This window comes from Streptomyces sp. NPDC096136, from assembly GCF_044763325.1.
Classification (GTDB): Bacteria; Actinomycetota; Actinomycetes; order Streptomycetales; family Streptomycetaceae; genus Streptomyces.
In genome coordinates this window covers 111,298-130,311 of record NZ_JBIWFZ010000012.1, presented here as the reverse complement: position 1 = coordinate 130,311, position 19,014 = coordinate 111,298, and the positions used below count along the sequence as shown (strand labels likewise).

The window sequence follows — 19,014 nt, the reverse complement described above, 5'->3', positions numbered from 1 at the left end:
TGGTGGCGCGGGGGCGCGGCCCCGGCGCCTCAGGCGCCGGGCGGGGTCGGCGCCTGAGGCGCGGTGCCCGTCGGGGCCGCCGCCTCCGCCGGGGGCAGCGCGGCGAGGTGGCGCAGCGGGACCGGGCAGGACAGCGGCCGCCGGTCGGGCGCGGGTTCCCCGCCGGACAGGGCGGCCACCGCCGGACCGCACATCCGTCCCTGGCACCAGCCCATGCCGGCGCGGGTGAGGAGTTTGACGGTCCGCGCGTCCCGCGCCCCGAGCTCCTCGACCGCCTCGCGGATCCGGCCGGCCGGCACCTCCTCGCAGCGGCACACGTCGGTCTCCTCGCGCAGCCAGCCGGTCCAGCCGGAGCCGGGGCGGTGCGCGGCGGCCATCGCGCCGGCGAAGGCGCGCAGGCGGGCGCGGCGGCGGACGAGGGCGGCGGGGACCGGCCGGCCGGCGATCGCGTGGGCGGCGATCTCCCCCTCGGTCAGGGCCAGTCGGGCCCCGCCGATGCCACCGGTCTCGCCGGCCGACCAGACGCCGGGGACGGAGGTCCGCTGGGCCGCGTCCAGTTCCAGGGCGACCGTGCCGTCGGGGTCCGTGCGGGTGGCGCAGCCGAGGCCGGTGGCCAGTTCCAGCTGGGGTACGAGGCCGTGTCCCACGGCGAGGGCGTCGCAGGGGATCCGGCGGGCGGTGCCGGGCAGCGGGCGCCAGTCCTTGTCGAGGCGGGCGACGGTGACGGCCTCGACGCGGTGGGTGCCGTGCGCCTCGGTGACGGCGTGGCGGGTGAACAGGCGGATGCCGTGGCGGAGCAGGGCCCCGCCGTACGTGGCGCCTTCGGCGAGTTTGGCGGGGTTGCGCAGGAGGGCGGGGGCCTGGGGGGCGTACGCCGTGTAGGAGGCGGCCTCCAGGACGGCCGGGACGGTGGCTCCGGCCGCGGCGAGGGAGCCGGCCACGGCGAGGAGGAGCGGGCCGCTGCCGGCCACCACGACGCGCCGGCCGGGCAGGACGAGGCCGTCCTTCAGCATGGCCTGGGCGCCGCCGGCCCCGACCACGCCGGGGAGGGTCCAGCCGGGGAAGGGGAGCTGGCGTTCGTAGGCGCCGGTGGCGAGCAGTACGGCGCGCGCCCGGACGGTCTCCCGGGTCTCGTCGGGGGCGTGGCCGGCCACCGCGTGGAGGGTCCAGGCGCCGGAGGTGCCGTCGGGCACCACCGTCCACACGTGGTGCCGGGGGAGGTACGTGACGCGGCCCGACCGCTCGTGGGCGCGGAGGGCGGCCTCACGGGTGGCGAAGGCCCGCCAGTCGTGGTGCAGGGCCTCGGGGCGCTCGGCGCCGAGGGCGGCGGCCGGCCGGCGGTAGTACTGGCCGCCGGGGCGGTCGGCGGTGTCGAGGAGGGTGACGCGCAGGCCGAGCCGGGCGGCGGTGACGGCGGCCGCGAGCCCGGCGGGGCCCGCGCCGACGACCGCCAGGTCGGCGGGGGTCGCCCCGGCGCAGGGCGTGGACTCAGACGGCGAGGTCGGCATGGCCGGTGCCCTCCTGGGTGGTGACGGTGTCCCCGGGGCGGGCCGGGACGAGGCAGGCGCGCTGGTTGGGGCGGCCGTTGACGGTGACGAGGCAGTCGTAGCAGGCGCCGATCCCGCAGAAGGCGCCGCGCGGGGCGCCGCCCTCGCGGGTGGTGCGCCAGGCGAGGATCCCGGCCGCCCACAGGACGGCGGCGATGCTCTGGCCCTCCTGGGCGGGCAGGGCGCGGCCGTCGAAGTCGATCGGGTACGTGGCCGCCGGGCTGCCGCCGACCAGCTCGCGGGGGCTGCGCTTCAAGGGGGCTCCTGGGGTGTGCGGGGGTCGGGGCGGCCGGGGGTCACGGACCGAAGCGGTCCGGGCGGAAGGGGGCGGGGTCCAGCGGGGGTTGGGCTCCGGTGAGGGCCGCCGCGACGAGTACCCCCGTCGCGGGGGCCAGGCCGATGCCGGCGCCCTCGTGGCCGCAGGCGTGGAGGAGGCCGGGGGCGCGGGGGTCCGGGCCGATGGCCGGGAGGTGGTCCGGCAGGTAGGGGCGGAAGCCGTGGTAGGTGCGCAGGGCGCGGACGTCCGCCAGGACCGGGAAGAGGGCCGCCGCCTGGGCCGCCAGGCGGCGCAGGGCGTCGGTGGAGAGGGTGCGGTCGAAGCCGACCCGCTCGCGGGTGGCGCCGATCAGGACCGGGCCCGAGGGGGTGCCCTCGACCACCGCCGAGGACTGGAGGGCCGCCGAGTCGCTGGCCACGTCCGCGATGTAGTCCGCGGCGTAGACCTTGTGCCGGACCACCCGCGGGAGGGGTTCCGTCACCAGGACGAAGCCGCGGCGGGGCAGGACGGGCAGGGTGGTTCCGGCGAGGTCGGCGATCCGGCCGCCCCAGGTGCCCGCGGCGTTGACCACCGCCGCCGCCCGCAGCGTCCGGCGGGAGGTGCGCACGCCCCGGACGGTCCCCGACTCCAGGAGGAGCCCGGTGACCTCTTCGCCCAGGTGCATGGTGGCGCCGGAGGCCCTCAGGAGCTGTGCCGCCGCCTGGGCCGGCTGGACCTGGGCGTCCTGGGGGTAGTGGAATCCGCCCGCCAGGCCCGGGGCGAGGTGGGGTTCCAGCTCGCGCAGGCCCTCCGGGCCGACTTCGGCGCAGACCACGCCGGCCGTGCGCTGGCCTTCGGCGAAGTGGCGCAGGGCCTTGAGGGTCGTCTCGTCGGGGGCGACCACCAGGCCGCCCTTGGGCTCGTACTCGACGGCCCCGGGGAGTTCGGCGGACAGGTCCTGCCAGAGGCGGGCGGAGAGGAGGGCCAGGTCGAGCTCCGGCCCGGCCTCCTTGTCGGAGACGAGCAGGTTGCCCTCGCCGGCGCCGGTGGTGCCGCCGGCCACGGGGCCCCGGTCCACCACCGCCACGGAGAGACCGGAGCGGCTCGCGTAGTACGCGCACGCGGCTCCGACGACGCCGGCGCCAATGATCACGACGTCCATGTCAGTAATATGTCACATTCTTTTGATGGTGCCTAGGGTCGCCCGGGCCGGTTCCGCCCCCCGCGGGACTCGGAACCGGCCCGGGCGGGCGGTCAGCTGCGGAGGGGGCCCTCACAGCTGTAGGAGGAGGTGCCCGCCGCCTTGTTGTCCCAGATCTCCAGCGGCCCGAAGGAGCAGTTCATGTCCGCCAGGTTGTTCGAGGCCGCGCCCGCCCGGTCGAGCAGGAAGTAGTCGACCGTCTCGGACATGTCCTTGAAGTTCTGGTCGTCGCTGCGCCAGTTCTTCAGGTTCGCGGTGATGCGGCCCGTACAGGTGAAGCGGCGCTTGCCGGGGTCGCCGTTCTCCACGCAGTCCGGGGTGTTGTACGTCGCCGAGGCGAAGGAGGACTTGACCGAGGCGAGCGCGGAGTCGCGCAGCTGGTCGTTGGCCGTGAAGGTGGTGTTCGGGACGTAGAGCTGGTCCACCTTGGCGATCTGGGCGTCCAGGAAGCGGTTGTAGTCGCGCTGGAGGTAGGTGTCCGCGCCCATGCGGTTGCGCCAGGCGTCGAAGCCGGCGACGTCGTTGGCGCGCAGGTAGCCGTACATCTCGCGCAGCAGCGAGGGCTTCTCGGTCCAGAGGAACTCGAAGAACGTGCCCGCGTAGTTGTAGAAGCGGAAGCCGTCGCCGTCGTAGGTGGCGTGCAGGAGCTGGTCGATGCTCATGCGCGGGCCGCCGCCTGCGGTGTCGTTGATGATGCCGCGGACCAGGGACTTGCGGACGGCGATGCCGTTGTCGCGGGTGGAGCCGTCGAAGAACTCGGCGGTGCCCTCGTCCATGGCGGTGGTGCGGTCGCCCTGGTACCAGTCGCCCTGGCCGAAGAAGCCGGGGACGGCGAAGCGGCCGTTGAGGTAGTGCGTGTACTCGTGGCGGAAGAGCTCTTCCAGGGTGAGGGACGAGTCCTGGGGGACGCGGCGCTGATAGGTGTAGAAGGTGGCGCCGTTCTCGATGTAGATGCCGCCGTTGTTGGTGCCGTACCCGGTGAGGATCGGGTGGTAGTTCTCGTAGTCGGCGCGGGAGGCGTACAGCACGATGTTCAGGGTGCTGTTGGGGTCCCCGGCCAGCGGCTGGTCGGTGCCCAGGACGCGGTGGAACTGGGTCTTGACCTGCTTGCTCGCGTAGTACAGCTGGTCGACGGTGGCCCGGTCGAGGGCGGTGCGGACCTTGATGCCGCCGTTGTCGTAGGTGTAGGTGTTCGGGAAGAGCTGCTTCTCGATGTCCTCCTTGCACACCCCGTACGGCTTGCAGGCCTCGTAGAAGTTCAGCCAGGAGACCAGCTTGGCCCACTGCTCGCTGCCGTTGCCCCAGGTGGACTTCACCGGTTCGAGGAGGGCGCCGAGGTCGGCGGTGACCTGGTCCTTGAGGCCGTTCACCTGGCCGAAGCGGCCGTACTCGCCGAGCGCGTCGCGGGCGGCCCAGGCGTTGGCGGTGCCCTTGAGGTGGGTGTAGCCCGCGAAGGCCTTGAAGACGGCGCGGTAGGCCGGGTCGGCGGTGACGGCGGCGTGGAAGGCCGCGTCCTGGTTGCCCGGGTAGACGCCCAGGTAGTTGACGGAGAGGGCCGCGAGGGCCGCGCCGCCCCAGGAGGCGTCCGTGTTGGTGGCCGGGTGGGAGGCGTCCAGGGTGGCCAGGACCTTCTTGATCAGGCCGAGCTGGTGCTGGCGCAGGCCCGGGGCGCTGCCCGCGTAGAGGGCCTCGCGCAGGGTGCGGGCGTTGGAGGCGGTGACGTCGAAGGTGTGGGCCGCGTTGCCGAAATCGGCGATGGCCCGGCGCATGGCGTCGACGGTGGGGGCGTCGGTGACGTCGATCTCGGTGCGCGAGTAGTCGTGGTACACGACGGCGTGCAGGTAGGTGAACATCTCCTCCAGGTGGGAGGAGTTCCGGCCGTCGTGGGTGGCGGACAGGCTGGATATCCGGCGGGAGACGGCCTGGACGTGGGCGTCGGACATGACGGGCGCGAGGCGCGCGTCCCAGGTCCATATGAGGCCGCGCAGGCAGCCGTCGGCGGTGACGGCCGGGTCGGCGAGGAAGTCGGCGAACTGTTCCGGGCCGAGGCCGGTGATCCCGTCGAGGGTGCAGGGGACGCCCGCGGCGACGCTCTTCGCGGTGGGCGCGGCCTGGGCGGTGGCCGTCTTGCGGCCCTTGTCGGCGCCGGGGGCCGCGTCGGCGGCGCCGGGGACCCGGTTGTCGGCGACGGACTTGCCGCCGGGTGCCGGGGCGGGCGCCGGGGCGAGCTGCTTGGCGTCGGCGAGGCGGTCGACCTCGTCGAAGGGGTTCGGCGCGGCGGCCGGACCGGCGGCGAAGGCGGCGGGCGCCGACGCGGCGGGTGCGGCGGCGGGGGTGCCCCGCTCGGCCGCCTGGGTCACTGCCTGGCCGGCGGTGGCGAGGAGGGTGACCGTGACGGCGGCGGAGAGGAGGGACGTACGCACAGCTCTGTGCTGGGACACCTTGGGGCTCCTGTGGAAAGGGAGGTGGGGGTAGTGGTGCGTGAACTGCCCTGCTTCACACGGCGTTTGACGGGGATTCATGCGCCGCGCTGTGAGCTGTAACATAGTAATGTGAAATTGCACTGGCAAGACCTGTGCGCACACCAGTTCAGTCCTTCTTGAGGGAGCCTCCGTGACCGACACCCCCTCCCGTCTGAACACCGGCAGCCACGACCTCCCGGTATCGGCGGAGCTGTCCCGCTTCATGGCGGGGAACTGGGCGCCTTCACCCCTGCCGGCGGGCTCCCGGGTGACCGCGTACGACGTGACCCCCGCCCGCCGTGCCCGGCTCTCCGCCCGCTTCCCCGGCGAGCGTCTGATCGTCCCGGCCGGCGAGCTGAGGGTCCGCTCCAACGACTGCGACTTCCGCTTCCGCCCGCACAGCGCGTACGCCTGGCTCACCGGCCTGACGGGCGAGGACCAGGTGGGCCACGTGCTGGTGCTGGAGCCCGCCGGCCCGCACGGCCACGAGGCCGTCCTCTACCTGCGCCCCCGCTCCGACCGGTCCGACGGCACCGAGGAGTTCTACCGGGACCGCCGCTACGGCGAGTTCTGGGTGGGGCGGCGCCCCGACCTTGCCGAGGCCGAGCGGCTCACCGGTCTGCGCTGCGCCCACCTCGACGCACTCGGCTCCCCCACGGGACGCGACGCCGCCACCGACACCGCCCTGGCCGCCGCCCTGTCGGAGCTGCGCCTGGTCAAGGACGCCTGGGAGGTCGACCAGCTCCAGCTCGCCGTCGACCACACCACCGCCGGCTTCGAGGACGCCGTGCGGGCCCTGCCCCGGGCCCTCGCCCACCCGCGCGGCGAGCGATGGATCGAGGGGGTCTTCAACCTGCGGGCCCGCGCCGAGGGCAACGGCCTCGGCTACGAGACCATCGCCGCCTCCGGAGCGCACGCCTGCGTGCTGCACTGGATCCGCAACGACGGCCGGCTCGACCGCGACGAACTCCTGCTGCTGGACGCGGGCGTGGAGACCGACAGCCTCTACACCGCCGACATCACCCGCACCCTCCCGCTGTCCGGGCGCTTCTCCCCCGTCCAGAAGCAGGTCTACGAGCTGGTGCTCGCCGCCCAGGAGGCCGGCATCGCCGCGCTGCGGCCCGGCGCGAGCTTCCGCGACTTCCACCGGGCGGGCATGCGGGTCATCGCCGAGGGCCTCGCCGCATGGGGCGTGCTCAAGGACGCCGAGGGCGACCTGTACCGGCGCTACACCCTGTGCAGCAGCGGCCACATGCTCGGCCTCGACGTCCACGACTGCGCCCGGGCCCGCGCCGAGACCTACCTCGACGGGGTGCTGGAGGAGGGCCAGGTCCTCACCGTCGAGCCGGGCCTCTACCTCCAGCCGGACGACGAGACCCTCCCGGCCGAACTGCGCGGCATGGGCGTGCGCATCGAGGACGACCTCGTCGTCACCTCCGACGGGGCCCGCCTGATGTCCGGCGCCCTGCCGCGCACGGTGGCCGGCATCGAGGAGTGGATGGGCACCCTCCTCGACTCCGCCCGTTAGGTCCTCCTACGGGAGCACCGCGATCCCGTCCAGTTCCAGCAGGGCCTCGGTGTCCCAGAGGCGGACCACTCCGACCACGGCCATCGCCGGATACTCGCGGCCCGCCAGCCGGTGCCAGATCCGCCCCAGTTCGTGGGCGTGGGCGCGGTAGTCCTCCACGTCCACGGCGTACACCGTCACCCGGGCCAGGTCCGAGGGGACGCCGCCCGCCGCCGCCAGGGCCGTCAGCAGGTTGGCCAGGGCGCGCTCGAACTGCTCCGGCAGGGTCCGCCCCACCACCGCGCCCGATCCGTCGAGGGCGGTCTGGCCGGCCAGGAACACCAGCCGGCCGCCCGTGGCGGTGACGGCGTGGGAGAAGCCCGTCGCCGGGGACAGCTCCGGCGGGTTGATCCGGTGCGGGCCCGGACGGCCGGCGCTCATCGGGCCGCCACCCCCCGGTACAGCTCCTTGGCGATGATGCCGCGCTGCACCTCGCTGGCCCCCTCGTAGATCCTGGGGGCCCGCACCTCCCGGTACAGGTGCTCCAGCAGGTGGCCCCGCCGCAGGGCGGCCGCGCCGTGCAGCTGGACGGCGTGGTCGACCACGTACTGGGCCGTCTCCGTCGCGAGGAGCTTGGCCATCGCCGCCCGGCGGGGCACGTCCGGGGAGCCGTTGTCGTAGGCACCGGCCGCCGCGTACACGAGCAGCCGGGCGGCCTCGGTGCGCGTGGCCATCTCCGCCACCCGGTGCGCGACCGCCTGGAGGTCGGCCAGCACCCCGCCGAAGGCGGTACGGCCGGCGGTGTGCGCCAGCGTGGCGTCCAGCGCGGCCCGCGCCATGCCGACCGCGAAGGCCCCCACGCTCGGCCGGAAGAGGTTCAGGGTCTCCATCGCGACCCGGAACCCCTGCCCCGGCTCCCCCAGCACGTCCTCGGGGCCGACGGGCACCCCGGCGAAGGACAGCGAGCCGATCGGGTGCGGTGAGAGCATGTCGAGCGCCTCCCCCGTCAGGCCCGGCCGGTCCGCCGGGACCAGGAACGCGGTGATGCCCTTGGCCCCCGGCGCCTCGCCCGTCCGGGCGAAGACGGTGTAGAAGTCGGCCTCGGGAGCGTTGGAGATCCAGCACTTGTCCCCCTCCAGCCGCCAGCCCGTCCCGTCCGGCGCGGCCGCCAGCGCCAGGGCCGCCGCGTCGGAACCGGCGCCCGGCTCGCTCAGCGCGAACGCCGCCACCAGCCGCCCCGCCCGGACCCCCGGCAGCCACCGCTCCCGCTGGGCCGCGCTCCCCGACCGCAGCACCGGATGGCCTCCCAGGCCCTGGAGGGCCAGGGCCGTCTCCGCCTCGGTGCACCCGTAGGCCAGGGACTCCCGCAGCAGGCACAGCTCCAGCGCGCCGGAGCCGAAGACCCGCTCCAGCAGGCCAGTGTCCCCCAGCTCCGCCAGCAGCGGCCGGTTCACCCGGCCGGGCTCGCCCTTCTCGGCGAGCGGCCTCAGCCTCCGCTCCGACAGGGCGCGCAGCTGCGCGCACCACTCCTCTTCTTCCCCACCGAGCGCGAATCCGGCCATCCGAAGGCCCCCAAGTCCCGTCGAGTTCCTCTATCGCGTCCTGTTGACTGCCGTCACCATCACGATACGCTCTGGACAGATCAGCACGGCCGGCTCCACCCCAATCCGGACGTCGCAAGGGGGCGAACCCGCCTTGGAGCTCAAGCCTTCCGCCCACACCGACACCTTCGCGCGCGACAGCCTGCCGCCGGCCCACGCCTGGCCGCAGCTCCTCTTCGAGCTGCCCGAACTGGCCTACCCGGACCGGCTGAACTGCGGCGCCGAACTGCTCGACGCCACCATCGACCGGTTCGGGCCGGACCGCCCCGCCTTCCGCAGCGGGTCGGGCGAGGTGTGGTCGTACGGGGAGCTGCGCGAACGCGTCGACCGCCTCGCCCACGCCCTCACCGTCGACCTGGGCGTCGTCCCCGGCAACCGGGTGCTGCTGCGCGGCCCCACCGGGCCCTGGCTCGCCGCCTGCTGGCTGGCCGTGGTGAAGGCGGGCGCGGTGGCCGTCACCGTCCTGGCCCAGCAGCGCGCCCAGGAGCTGGCGACGGTGTGCGCCATGGCCAGGGTCCGGCACGCCGTCTGCCACGCCGACGCCCTCGACGACCTGGCCCGGGCCGAGGTCCCCGGACTGCGGATCACCCCCTACGGCGGGGACTCCCCCGACGACCTCCTGCGGCTGGCCGAGGCCCACCGCGCGCCGTACCCCGCCGTCGAGACCTCCGCCGACGACGTGGCCCTCATCGCCTTCACCTCCGGGACCACGGGCCGCCCCAAGGGCTGCATGCACTTCCACCGCGACCTCCTCGCCGTCGCCGACACCTTCTCCCGCACCGTCCTGAGACCCCGCCCCGACGACGTGTTCGCCGGCAGTCCTCCCCTCGGGTTCACCTTCGGCCTCGGCGGACTGGTCGTCTTCCCGCTGCGGGCCGGGGCCTGCGCCCTGCTGCTGGAGGAGGCCGCACCCCGCCGCCTGCTGCCCGCCCTCGCCGAGCACCGGGTCACCGTCCTGTTCACGGCGCCCACCGCCTACCGCTCGATGCTGGACACCCTCGGCCCCTACGACACGGGCGCGTACGACCTGTCCGCGCTGCGCCGCTGCGTCTCCGCGGGCGAGAACCTGCCCGCCGCCACCTGGCAGGCCTGGTACGAGCGCACCGGGCTGCGGATCATCAACGGCATCGGGGCCACCGAGCTGCTGCACATCTTCATCTCCGCCGCCGACGAGGACATCCGCCCCGGCACCACCGGCCGGGCCGTCCCCGGCTGGCAGGCCCGCGTGGTGGACCCCTCCGGCCGGCCGGTACCGGACAACGAACCCGGGCTCCTGGCCGTGCGCGGCCCGGTCGGCTGCCGCTACCTGGCCGACCCCCGTCAGGGCGAATACGTACGGGACGGCTGGAACCTGACCGGCGACACCTACGTCCGCGACCCCGACGGCTACTTCCGCTACGTCGCCCGCGCCGACGACATGATCATCTCCTCGGGCTACAACATCGCGGGCCCTGAGGTGGAGGAGGCGCTGATGCGCCATCCCGACGTGGCGGAGGTCGCGGTCGTGGGCCGCCCGGACGAGCGGCGCGGGCAGGTCGTGGTGGCCTACACCGTGCCGCGCGAGGGGGCCGTGCTCACGGAGGAGGGGCTGCGGACCTTCATGATGGGGGAGCTGGCCCCCCACAAGTGCCCCCGCACCTTCGTCTTCCTGCCGGCGCTGCCCCGCACCCCCACCGGCAAGCTTCAGCGCTTCCGGCTGCGCGATCTAGAGTGAACCCGTGGTCGAGCAGCACACTCCGCGATCCCTGATCGTCACCTTCTTCGGCGCCTACGGACGCTCCTTCGACGGCGCCGTCCCGGTGTCCGCCCTGGTCCGCCTGCTGGGCGCGGCCGGCGTCGACGCGCCCTCCGTCCGCTCCTCGGTGTCCCGGCTCAAGCGGCGGGGCTTCCTGGTGCCCGCGAAGGCCGCCGACGGCTCCGCCGGGTACGAGCCCTCCGAGGAGGCCCGGCTGCTGCTGGAGGACGGCGACCGGCGGATCTACGGGGCCGTACCGGTCTCGCCGGAGTGGCTGGTCGCCGTCTTCTCCGTCCCGGAGCAGGAGCGCCACAAGCGGCACCTGCTGCGCTCGCGCCTGGCCCGGCTGGGCTTCGGGGCGGTGGCCCCGGGGGTGTGGATCGCACCGGCCCAGCTGGCCGAGGAGACGGGACACACCCTGGAGCGGCTGCACCTGACCGGGTACGTGGAGCTCTTCCGCGGCGCCCACCTCGGCTTCGCCCCGACGGCCGAGGCGGTGGCCCGCTGGTGGGACCTGGCCGCCCTGGCCAAGCAGCACGAGGAGTTCCTCGACCTGCACGAACCCGTCCTGCGGGCCCTCCACTCGGGCCCCGAGCCCACCCCCGAGGCCGCCTACCGGGCCTACCTGCCCGCCCTGGACACCTGGCGGCGCCTGCCCTACGCCGACCCGGGGCTGCCGCGGGAGCTGCTCCCGGCCGACTGGCCGGGCGACCGCGCCGCGGCGGTCTTCACCGAGCTACACGCCCGGCTGCGCGACACGGGCGCCCGCTTCGTACAGCCGTAGCGGAGCGGTGCGCGTCGCCCGGCCGGTCGGTTCCTGAGCGTTCATGGTTCCTCCTCGTCCGAAGGCCCGAGGGCCCGAGGGCCCGCCGCGGGTCGGCGGGGCCGCTGTCCTGCTCGTACTCCCAAGATCCCAGCGGCACGACGCCGACTCCTCCCCCGCACGGGGGGACCGCCTCCCCCGGCCGGGGGAGCGCCCCCGCCGCACCGGGCGCCCCCCGGAACACCCTGTGCGGGACCCGGAAGACCCGGTGTGGACCGCGGAGAACCCGGTGCGGGCCGCGGAAAACCCGGTGCGGGCCGCCTCCCGCGCCCGTCACGATGGGGCATGGCCTGGACCTTCAGCACCGATCTGGCGGCCTGCCTGGCCGCCGCGCGCCCGGCCGTCGCGGCGCACCCCGTCGTCAACACCATCCTGCTGAGCGTCATCGACGCCCTGGAGCGGCGCGGCCCCCGGGCCTACGGCGACACCGAACCCGTCTTCGGCTGGTGGACCGGAGCCGACGGAAGGGCCGGCGGGGTCGTGCTGCACACCCCGCCGCGCCCGCTCCTGCTCGGCGTCCTGCCCGCCGAGGCGGTCCGGGCCCTGGGCGGCGCCCTCTCGTCGGAGCCCCTGCTCGCGCGCGTGCGCAGCCTGACCCTCCGCGCCGCCGACGCGCGGACGCTGGCCGAGGCCTGGGCCGCCCCGACCCGTGTCGCCGAGGAGCTCCGCCTGTACCGGCTGGGCAAACTCAAGGCCCCCGACCCGGCCCCCGCAGGACGGGCCCGGCGCGCCACCGGGGCTGACCTGCCGCTGCTGGCGCGGTGGTGCGCGGACTTCAACCGGGAGTGCGGCATCCCCGGCGCCCCCTCGGAGGCCTCCCTGCGCGACCGGATCGCGTACGGCGGGTTCCTCGTCTGGGAGCGGGACGGCCGGCCGGTGTCCCTGGCCGGCTTCTTCCGGCCGATCGGCTCCGCCTCGCGCATCGGCCCCGTCTACACCCCGCCCGCCGAGCGCCGCCGCGGTTACGCCGCCGGGGTGGCGCACGCGGTGAGCGGGGCGGCGTACGCGGCCGGGGCGAGCGAGGTGCTGCTCTTCGCCGACCTGGCCGACCCCACCGCCAACGGCGTCTACCGGCGCCTCGGCTTCACGCCCGTCGAGGACCGCGTCGAGCTGGTCCGCGCCTGAGCCCCGGGGGCCCCGCCCCCGGCAGCCGCCTCACCCCTTCCCGGTGGGCGGCTTGCGGCTGCCCGCCCGGTACGGGGCGGGCCACGGGGCGCCCGGGCCCGCGTACCCCTGGTCGGCGGCCGCGTGCAGGGTCCAGTGCGGGTCGTACAGGTGCGGCCGGCCCAGGGCGCACAGGTCGGTGCGGCCGGCCAGCAGCAGGGAGTTGACGTCGTCCCAGGAGGAGATCGCCCCGACGGCGATGACGGGCACGCCCAGGGTGTTGCGGATCCGGTCGGCGTAGGGGGTCTGGTACGAGCGCCCGTACTCCGGGGCCTCGTCCGCGACCACCTGTCCGGTGGACACGTCGACGGCGTCCGCGCCGTGCACGGCGAAGGCGGCGGCGATCCGCTCCGCCTCCTCCGGCGTGGTGCCCCCGGGGGCCCAGTCGGTCGCCGACAGCCGGACCGTCATCGGGCGGTCCTCGGGCCAGACCTCGCGGACGGCGTCGAAGACCTCCAGGGGGAAGCGCAGCCGGTTCTCCAGGGGGCCGCCGTAGGCGTCCTCGCGGCGGTTGGTGAGCGGGGAGAGGAAGCCGGACAGCAGGTAGCCGTGCGCACAGTGCAGTTCCAGCAGGTCGAACCCGCAGTCGGCGGCCCGTACGGCGGCCGCCGCGAAGTCGGAGCGGACGGCCGCGAGGTCGGCCGCCTCCAGGGCGCGCGGAACGGCGGAGACGCCGGGCCTGTAGGGCAGGGCGGAGGCGGCGACCAGGGGCCAGTTGCCCTCGGGGAGAGGATCGTCCATGCCCTCCCACATGAGCCGGGTCGAGCCCTTGCGGCCGGAGTGGCCGAGCTGGACGCCGAGGGCGGTGCCGGGCGCGGAGGTGTGGACGAAGTCGGCGATCCGCTTCCAGGCGGCCGCCTGCTCGGCGGTCCACAGGCCGGCGCAGCCGGGGGTGATCCGGCCCTCGGGGCTGACGCAGACCATCTCCGTCATGACCAGGCCGGCCCCGCCGAGGGCCCGCGCGCCGAGGTGCACCAGGTGGAAGTCGCCCGGCACCCCCTCCTCGGCGGAGTACATGTCCATCGGCGAGACGACGACCCGGTTGCGCAGGGTCAGCCCGCGCAGGGTGAACGGGGTGAACATGGGCGGGGTGGGCGTCCCGTCGGGCCCTTGCGGCGGGCAGCCGAAGTCGGCCTCGACCGCGCGGGTGAACCGGGCGTCGCGCAGCCGCAGGTTGTCGTGGGTGACCCGGCGGCTGCGGGTGAGCAGGTTGAAGGCGAACTGCCGGGCGGGCTGGCCGACGTAGCCGCCGATCTCCTCGAACCAGCGCATGCTGGCGGCGGCCGCGCGCTGGGTGCTGGCCACGGCGGGCCTGCGCTCGGCCTCGTACGCGGCCAGGGCGTCGGGGACCCCGGGGTGCGCGGCCAGCGCATCGGCGAGCGCGAGGGCGTCCTCGACGGCGAGTTTGGTGCCGGAGCCGATGGAGAAGTGGGCCGTGTGGGCGGCGTCGCCGAGGAGGACCAGGTTCCCGTGCGACCAGCGCTCGTTGACGACGGTGCGGAACCGGGTCCAGGCGGAGCGGTTGCCGCGCAGCGGTCGGCCCCGCAGCGCCTCGGCGAAGATCTTGGCGCAGCGGGCGGCGGACTCCTCCTCGTCGCACAGGTCGAGGCCGGCCGCCCGCCACACCTCCTCGCGCATTTCGACGATGGCGGTGGAGGAGTCGGCGGAGTACGGGTAGGCGTGCAGCTGCATGATGCCGTGCTCGGTCTCCGCGATCTCGAAGCGGAAGGCGTCGAAGGCGAAGTCGGCGGCGAGCCAGACGTAGCGGCAGCGGCCGGGGGTGACGGTGGGACGGAAGTGGGCGGCGCCGCTCTCACGGGTGGTGCTGTGCACTCCGTCGGCCGCGACGACCAGGTCGTGGGAGCGGGCCAGGGCCCAGGCGTCGGGCGCCTGGGCGCGGAAGCGGAGCCTGACTCCGAGGGCCTCGCAGCGTGCGTGCAGGATCTCCAGGAGCCGGCGCCGGCCGAGGGCGGCGAAGCCGTGGCCGCCGGAGGTCAGCAGCCGGCCCCGGTGGACGATGTCCACGTCGTCCCAGCGGACGAACTCGGCGGCGAGGGCGGCGTGGACGACCGTGTCGGCCCGTTCGATGCCGCCGAGGGTCTCGTCGGAGAGGACGACGCCGAATCCGAAGGTGTCGTCGGGGGCGCCGCGCTCCCACAGGTCGACGGCGTGCCCCTGCCGGGCCAGCAGTGCGGCGGCGTAGAGCCCGCCCGGTCCCCCGCCGACGACGGCCACCCGCCGGGCGGGCGCGGACCCGGTGACGGAGACGGACACGGGGCTACCTGCCCTTCCACTCGGGCGGCCGCTTCCCGGTGAAGGCGGCGTGGAACTCGGCGTAGTCCTGGCCGTGCATCAGCAGGGCCTGGGTGCTGGCGTCCAGCTCCACGGAGGCGGCCAGCGGCATGTCGAGCTCGGCGGTGAGCAGGGCCTTGGTCTGGGCGTGCGCGAGGGCCGGCCCGGCGGCGAGGCGGGCGGCGAGTTCGGCGGCCCGGGCGTCGGCCTCGCCCTCGTCGACGAGCTCGCTGAGCAGCCCGATCCGCTCCGCCTCGGGGGCCCGTACGGGCTCTCCGAGCATCAGGATCCGGGTGGCGTGGCCGAGGCCGACGACCCGGGGCAGCAGGTAGGCGGCGCCCATGTCGCCGCCGGAGAGCCCGACCCGGGTGAAGAGGAAGGCGAAGCGGGCGGTGGGGTCGGCGATGCGGAAGTCGGCGGCGAGGGCCAGTACGGCGCCGGCGCCGGCGGCCACCCCGTGGACGGCGGCGATCACCGGGAAGGGGCATTCGCGGACGGCGCGGACGACCTGGCCGGTCATCCGGTTGAAGTCGAGGAGTTCGGAGGTGTCCATGGCGAGGGTGGCGCCGATGATCTCGTCCACGTCCCCGCCGGAGCAGAAGCCGCGGCCCTCGCCGGCCAGCACGAGGGCGCGCACGGAACGGGTCCGGGAGAGTTCGGCGAGCAGATCGCGCAGGTCGGCGTAGGCGCCGAAGGTGAGCGCGTTCAGCTTCTCGGGGCGGTCGAGGGTGACGGTGGCGATGCCGTCCTGGCGGGTGACCCGCAGGTGGCGCCACTGTCCGGTCGCTGGTGTGGAACCGGTGAAGGGGCTCACGCGTACGACGCTATCACTGACTTGTGACTGCCGTCACGGAAACGCGACATCCGGGGGAGGGGCGTCGCCGGGAGGGACGGCCGCGAGGGGCCGGGGTGCCCTACGGGGCGCGCCGGCCGCTCCGTAAGGTTGAAAGCGGGAGTTCCTCTTCCCCTGCCCACCACCCCGACGGAACGGAAGGACCGGCCGTGCCCGACGCCTCCGCCTGGCGGCTCGCGCTGCCGCACACGGCCGCCGCCGTGCCCATGGCCCGCGCCCTGGTCCGCACCGCCCTCACCGACACGGGGCCGCACGCCGACCGCGACACCGCCGAGCTGCTGACCGCCGAGCTGGTCGCCAACGCCGTGGAGCACACCACCGCGGGGGCGCCGATCGAGCTGGTCGTGCGGACGCGGGCGGACGGCTGCCGGGTGGAGGTCCACGACGGCGATCCGCGGCCGCCCGGCGAGCTCACCGCCCGCCCGCACGAGGAGCACCCCGATCCCTGGCAGGAGCACGGCCGCGGCCTGATGCTGCTCCGGGCCCTGAGCTCCGCCTGCGGCCACCGCCCCACCGAGCGCGGCAAGGCCGTCTGGTTCACCCTGCCGGCCGCCGCGGCCGCCGTCCGGCCCCGCGGGGGCCGGCCCGAGCGGCCCGTATGACTATGCGGCGGGCTTCGCCATCGTCGCGACGAGCACGGCCTTGATGGTGTGCAGCCGGTTCTCCGCCTCGTCGAAGACGACGGAGTGCGCCGACTCGAACACCTCGTCCGAGACCTCCAGCCACTCCAGCCCGTGCCGCTCGTGGACCTCCCGGGCCACCCCGGTGCCGAGGTCGTGGTAGGCGGGCAGGCAGTGCAGGAACCGCACGTCCGGGTTCCCGGTCGCGCGCAGGACGTCCATGGTGACGGCGTACGGGGCCAGGGCCGCGATCCGCTCGTCCCAGACCTCCTTGGGCTCGCCCATCGAGACCCACACGTCGGTGGCCACGAAGTCGGCCTGCGCCACTCCCTCGGCGACCTCCTCGGTCAGGGTGATCCGCGCCCCGCTGGCGGCGGCCAGCTCGCGGGCCCGCGCCACGACCGCCTCGGCCGGCCAGTACTCCTTCGGCGCGACGATCCGTACGTCCATGCCCAGCAGGGCGCCGGTCACCAGGTAGGAGTTGCCCATGTTGAAGCGGGCGTCCCCCAGGTAGGCGAAGGCGGTCCGCTCCAGCGGCTTGGCGCAGTGCTCGGTCATGGTGAGCACGTCGGCCAGCATCTGGGTGGGGTGCCAGTCGTCGGTGAGTCCGTTGAAGACGGGCACGCCGGAGTACGCGGCGAGCTCCTCGACCGCCTGCTGGCTGTCGCCCCGGTACTCGATGCCGTCGAACATCCGGCCGAGCACCCGCGCGGTGTCGCGGACGGTCTCCTTGTGCCCCATCTGGGAGCCGGACGGGTCGAGGTAGGTGGTGTGGGCGCCCTGGTCGGCGGCGGCGACCTCGAACGCGCAGCGGGTGCGCGTGGAGGTCTTCTCGAAGATCAGGGCGATGTTCCTCCCCTGGAGCCGGCGCTCCTCGACGCCCGCCTTCTTGGCCGCCTTGAGTTCGGCGGCGAGCTCGACCAGACCGCGGAACTCGGCGGCGGTGAAGTCGAGCTCCTTGAGGAAACTGCGGCCGAAGAGGTCGGTGGACATCGGGACTCCAGGGGGACGCTGACAGGGGATTATGGAAGTCTATACGATCCCCTGCATTCATATTCAGTCTGATGGATCACACGTGCGGCATCCGCACCCGTGATCACCAGCCCGTACCCCTCAGCCTGCCCTCACCCGGCGTCCCGTTCCACCGGGCAGCTCATGCAGCGCGGCCCGCCGCGGCCCCGCCCCAGCTCGCTGCCGGGGATCTCGATCACCTCAATCCCCTCCTTGCGCAGGTGGGTGTTGGTGGTGACGTTCCGCTCGTACGCGACGACCACCCCCGGCTCCACCGCCAGCACGTTGCACCCGTCGTCCCACTGCTCCCGCTCGGCCGAGTGCACGTCCTGCCCCGCGGTCAGCACCCGCACCCGGTCCAGGCCCAGCGCGGACGCGATCGCCCGGTGCATGTGCTCCGGCGGGTGGTCGCTCACCTGGAGCTCGCTCGCCCCCTGCCCCGGCCGGATCGTGTAGGAGCGCAGCATGCCGAGCCCCGCGTACTGGGTGAACGTTTCGGCGTCGACCATCGTCATCACCGTGTCCAGGTGCATGAAGGCCCGCCGCTTGGGCATGTCGAGCGCCACGATCACCGACGCCGACCCGGCCGCGAACAGCCCCCGGGCGAGCATCTCCACCGCCTGCGGGGTGGTCCGCTCGCTCATCCCGATCAGGACGGCGCCGTTGCCGATGACCAGGACGTCCCCGCCCTCGATGGTCGAGGGGTAGTCCGACTGCCCCTGTGACCAGTAGTGGAAGGGGCCCGAGCCGGTGAAGAGGGGGTGGTGCCGGTAGATCGCCTCGAAGTGCACGGTCTCGCGCTGCCGGGCCGGCCAGCGCATGGCGTTGATGGACACCCCGTCGTAGATCCAGGCGGAGGTGTCGCGGGTGAAGAGGTGGTTGGGCAGCGGCCCCAGCAGGAAGCCGTCCATGTCCAGCGCGTGGAAGCGCACCGACACGGGTTCGCTGTGCCGCTCCAGGAACTCACGCTTCGTCATGCCGCCGACCAGCGCGTCCGCGAGCTCGGCCGAGGGCAGCCCGTCGAAGACCGAGCGCAGGTGGGCGGTGGCGAGCGGCCCGTACTCCTTCTCGTCGAAGACCCGCTCCAGTACGAGGTGGCGCGCCTCGGTGATGTCGAGGGCCTCGCGGAGCAGGTCGCCGAAGAGGTGGACGGCGACGCCCCGGTCGCGCAGGACGTCGGCGAAGCCGTCGTGCTCCTGGCGGGCGCGGCGCACCCACAGCACGTCGTCGAAGAGCAGCGCGTCCTTGTTGCTCGGTGTGAGCCGCTTCAGCTCCAGGTCGGGGCGGTGGAGGATGACGCGGCGAAGCCGCCCGGTCTCGGAGTCGACATGGAATCCCATGCCGTACACGTACCCAGACCGAACGGCTTTCCGACCAGGCGTCGGTCGCGCGGATCAGCGCAGGCCGAGGAGGGCCGACGGGGAGCCGACGAGGTCCGGGGCGACCACGCCCAGCTTGGGGGCGGTCAGGTTCGGGATCCCGTAGTTGCTGCCGTCGGGCATCGTCAGCGGGGCGCCCAGCACCGCGCCGGGGGTGCGGGTGAGCACGGTGGTCGCCGGAGACTCCACGGTGCCCTCGCCGTCCGTCTCCTTGGAGCCCAGCAGGTTCGGCACCGGGGAGGCGACCTTGGTGAGCCCGAGGTCGGCGGCCACCGGGACGGCCGGGAGCAGTGGGGTCGGCAGCAGGTCGCCCTTGTGGTGGACGGGCGCCTCGGGTGCGCCGACGACCGGCATCGGGACGGCGGTGGCCACCTGCGGGGCGGGCACGCCCAGCGTGGTCTCCACGGCCTCCAGCGGGACCCCCACCGGAACCGAGTCCGCCAGGGCCGGGGAGGCCGCGGCCGCCGCGGCCATACAGGTCATGAGCGCCGCAATGCTTCCGCGCGCGGTCATCTTCATAGGTGACGTTCCGTCCTTCCAGGGTCGCGGACACTCCGCTGCCC

At 74.6% G+C, this 19,014-nt stretch carries 16 protein-coding genes; 5 read left to right on the top strand and 11 right to left on the bottom strand.

All coding sequences use genetic code 11. From position 1 onward, the window contains the following. Nucleotides 1-29: 29 nt before the first annotated feature. The 4 genes from ACIRBY_RS24295 to ACIRBY_RS24280 form a co-directional block, all read right to left on the bottom strand. Complete coding sequence (locus ACIRBY_RS24295; RefSeq protein WP_403903791.1) at nucleotides 30-1,508, bottom strand: NAD(P)/FAD-dependent oxidoreductase; 1,479 nt, start codon at nucleotides 1,506-1,508, stop codon at nucleotides 30-32. Then, nucleotides 1,489-1,803 (bottom strand): (2Fe-2S)-binding protein, encoded by a 315-nt coding sequence (locus ACIRBY_RS24290; protein ID WP_366456401.1) that lies wholly within the window; start codon nucleotides 1,801-1,803, stop codon nucleotides 1,489-1,491. The genes ACIRBY_RS24295 and ACIRBY_RS24290 overlap by 20 nt, the downstream gene beginning before the upstream one ends. 40 nt (nucleotides 1,804-1,843) lie before the next feature. Continuing rightward, nucleotides 1,844-2,965: an NAD(P)/FAD-dependent oxidoreductase gene (locus tag ACIRBY_RS24285; protein ID WP_403903788.1), complete on the bottom strand. Its 1,122-nt coding sequence runs from the start codon at nucleotides 2,963-2,965 to the stop codon at nucleotides 1,844-1,846. Between the two features lie 92 nt (nucleotides 2,966-3,057). Then, a complete protein-coding gene (locus tag ACIRBY_RS24280; RefSeq protein WP_403903785.1) occupies nucleotides 3,058-5,445 on the bottom strand; it encodes a collagenase in 2,388 nt (795 codons plus the stop codon). A 172-nt stretch (nucleotides 5,446-5,617) separates the two neighbouring features. Between ACIRBY_RS24280 and ACIRBY_RS24275 the strand changes: the two genes are divergently transcribed. Continuing rightward, complete coding sequence (locus tag ACIRBY_RS24275; protein WP_403903782.1) at nucleotides 5,618-6,994, top strand: aminopeptidase P family protein; 1,377 nt, start codon at nucleotides 5,618-5,620, stop codon at nucleotides 6,992-6,994. A 6-nt stretch (nucleotides 6,995-7,000) separates the two neighbouring features. On the opposite strand, the gene ACIRBY_RS24270 is transcribed toward ACIRBY_RS24275, so the two are convergent. Together ACIRBY_RS24270 and ACIRBY_RS24265 are read right to left on the bottom strand one after the other, a co-directional pair. After that, complete coding sequence (locus ACIRBY_RS24270) at nucleotides 7,001-7,414, bottom strand: RidA family protein (RefSeq protein WP_403903779.1); 414 nt, start codon at nucleotides 7,412-7,414, stop codon at nucleotides 7,001-7,003. Beyond that, a complete protein-coding gene (locus ACIRBY_RS24265; RefSeq protein WP_403903776.1) occupies nucleotides 7,411-8,535 on the bottom strand; it encodes an acyl-CoA dehydrogenase family protein in 1,125 nt (374 codons plus the stop codon). The genes ACIRBY_RS24270 and ACIRBY_RS24265 overlap by 4 nt, the downstream gene beginning before the upstream one ends. Before the next feature lie 133 nt (nucleotides 8,536-8,668). On the opposite strand from ACIRBY_RS24265, the gene ACIRBY_RS24260 reads away from it, so the two are divergent. The 3 genes from ACIRBY_RS24260 (at nucleotide 8,669) to ACIRBY_RS24250 (ending at nucleotide 12,257) form a co-directional block, all read left to right on the top strand. Further along, entirely contained in the window at nucleotides 8,669-10,288 is a 1,620-nt protein-coding gene (locus ACIRBY_RS24260; RefSeq protein ID WP_403903773.1) for an AMP-binding protein, read from the top strand. Nucleotides 10,289-10,292: 4 nt separating this feature from the next. Beyond that, entirely contained in the window at nucleotides 10,293-11,093 is an 801-nt protein-coding gene (locus tag ACIRBY_RS24255) for a PaaX family transcriptional regulator C-terminal domain-containing protein (RefSeq protein WP_403903770.1), read from the top strand. A 324-nt stretch (nucleotides 11,094-11,417) separates the two neighbouring features. Beyond that, nucleotides 11,418-12,257 (top strand): GNAT family N-acetyltransferase, encoded by an 840-nt coding sequence (locus tag ACIRBY_RS24250; RefSeq protein ID WP_403903768.1) that lies wholly within the window; start codon nucleotides 11,418-11,420, stop codon nucleotides 12,255-12,257. A gap of 30 nt (nucleotides 12,258-12,287) precedes the next feature. On the opposite strand, the gene ACIRBY_RS24245 is transcribed toward ACIRBY_RS24250, so the two are convergent. Next, on the bottom strand, nucleotides 12,288-14,570 hold the full coding sequence (locus ACIRBY_RS24245) for a bifunctional salicylyl-CoA 5-hydroxylase/oxidoreductase (protein ID WP_403903765.1): 2,283 nt from the start codon (nucleotides 14,568-14,570) through the stop codon (nucleotides 12,288-12,290). Nucleotides 14,571-14,574: 4 nt separating this feature from the next. Further along, a complete protein-coding gene (locus ACIRBY_RS24240) occupies nucleotides 14,575-15,402 on the bottom strand; it encodes an enoyl-CoA hydratase family protein (RefSeq protein WP_403903763.1) in 828 nt (275 codons plus the stop codon). Between the two features lie 188 nt (nucleotides 15,403-15,590). Here ACIRBY_RS24240 and ACIRBY_RS24235 point away from each other — a divergent pair, with 188 nt between their 5' ends. After that, a complete protein-coding gene (locus ACIRBY_RS24235; protein WP_403903761.1) occupies nucleotides 15,591-16,043 on the top strand; it encodes an ATP-binding protein in 453 nt (150 codons plus the stop codon). Here the strand turns inward: ACIRBY_RS24235 and argF are convergent, their stop codons facing one another. From argF to ACIRBY_RS24220, 3 genes are all read right to left on the bottom strand, one after another. Next, nucleotides 16,044-17,054 (bottom strand): ornithine carbamoyltransferase, encoded by a 1,011-nt coding sequence (gene argF / locus ACIRBY_RS24230; RefSeq protein ID WP_403903759.1) that lies wholly within the window; start codon nucleotides 17,052-17,054, stop codon nucleotides 16,044-16,046. A 131-nt stretch (nucleotides 17,055-17,185) separates the two neighbouring features. Continuing rightward, nucleotides 17,186-18,412, bottom strand: coding sequence for an arginine deiminase (locus ACIRBY_RS24225; RefSeq protein WP_403903757.1), 1,227 nt, complete (start codon nucleotides 18,410-18,412; stop codon nucleotides 17,186-17,188). 54 nt (nucleotides 18,413-18,466) lie between these two features. Continuing rightward, a complete protein-coding gene (locus ACIRBY_RS24220; protein ID WP_403903755.1) occupies nucleotides 18,467-18,934 on the bottom strand; it encodes a hypothetical protein in 468 nt (155 codons plus the stop codon). Nucleotides 18,935-19,014 lie beyond the last annotated feature (80 nt).

Excerpts from the sequence above, each read along its gene's own strand:
- ACIRBY_RS24225 (WP_403903757.1), bottom strand. The coding sequence starts at position 18,412 with ATGGGATTCCATGTCGACTCCGAGACCGGGCGGCTTCGCCGCGTCATC.
- argF (WP_403903759.1), bottom strand. The coding sequence starts at position 17,054 with ATGTCCACCGACCTCTTCGGCCGCAGTTTCCTCAAGGAGCTCGACTTC.
- ACIRBY_RS24295 (WP_403903791.1), bottom strand. The coding sequence starts at position 1,508 with ATGCCGACCTCGCCGTCTGAGTCCACGCCCTGCGCCGGGGCGACCCCC.
- ACIRBY_RS24250 (WP_403903768.1), top strand. The coding sequence starts at position 11,418 with ATGGCCTGGACCTTCAGCACCGATCTGGCGGCCTGCCTGGCCGCCGCG.
- ACIRBY_RS24220 (WP_403903755.1), bottom strand. The coding sequence starts at position 18,934 with ATGACCTGTATGGCCGCGGCGGCCGCGGCCTCCCCGGCCCTGGCGGAC.
- ACIRBY_RS24270 (WP_403903779.1), bottom strand. The coding sequence starts at position 7,414 with ATGAGCGCCGGCCGTCCGGGCCCGCACCGGATCAACCCGCCGGAGCTG.
- ACIRBY_RS24265 (WP_403903776.1), bottom strand. The coding sequence starts at position 8,535 with ATGGCCGGATTCGCGCTCGGTGGGGAAGAAGAGGAGTGGTGCGCGCAG.
- ACIRBY_RS24285 (WP_403903788.1), bottom strand. The coding sequence starts at position 2,965 with ATGGACGTCGTGATCATTGGCGCCGGCGTCGTCGGAGCCGCGTGCGCG.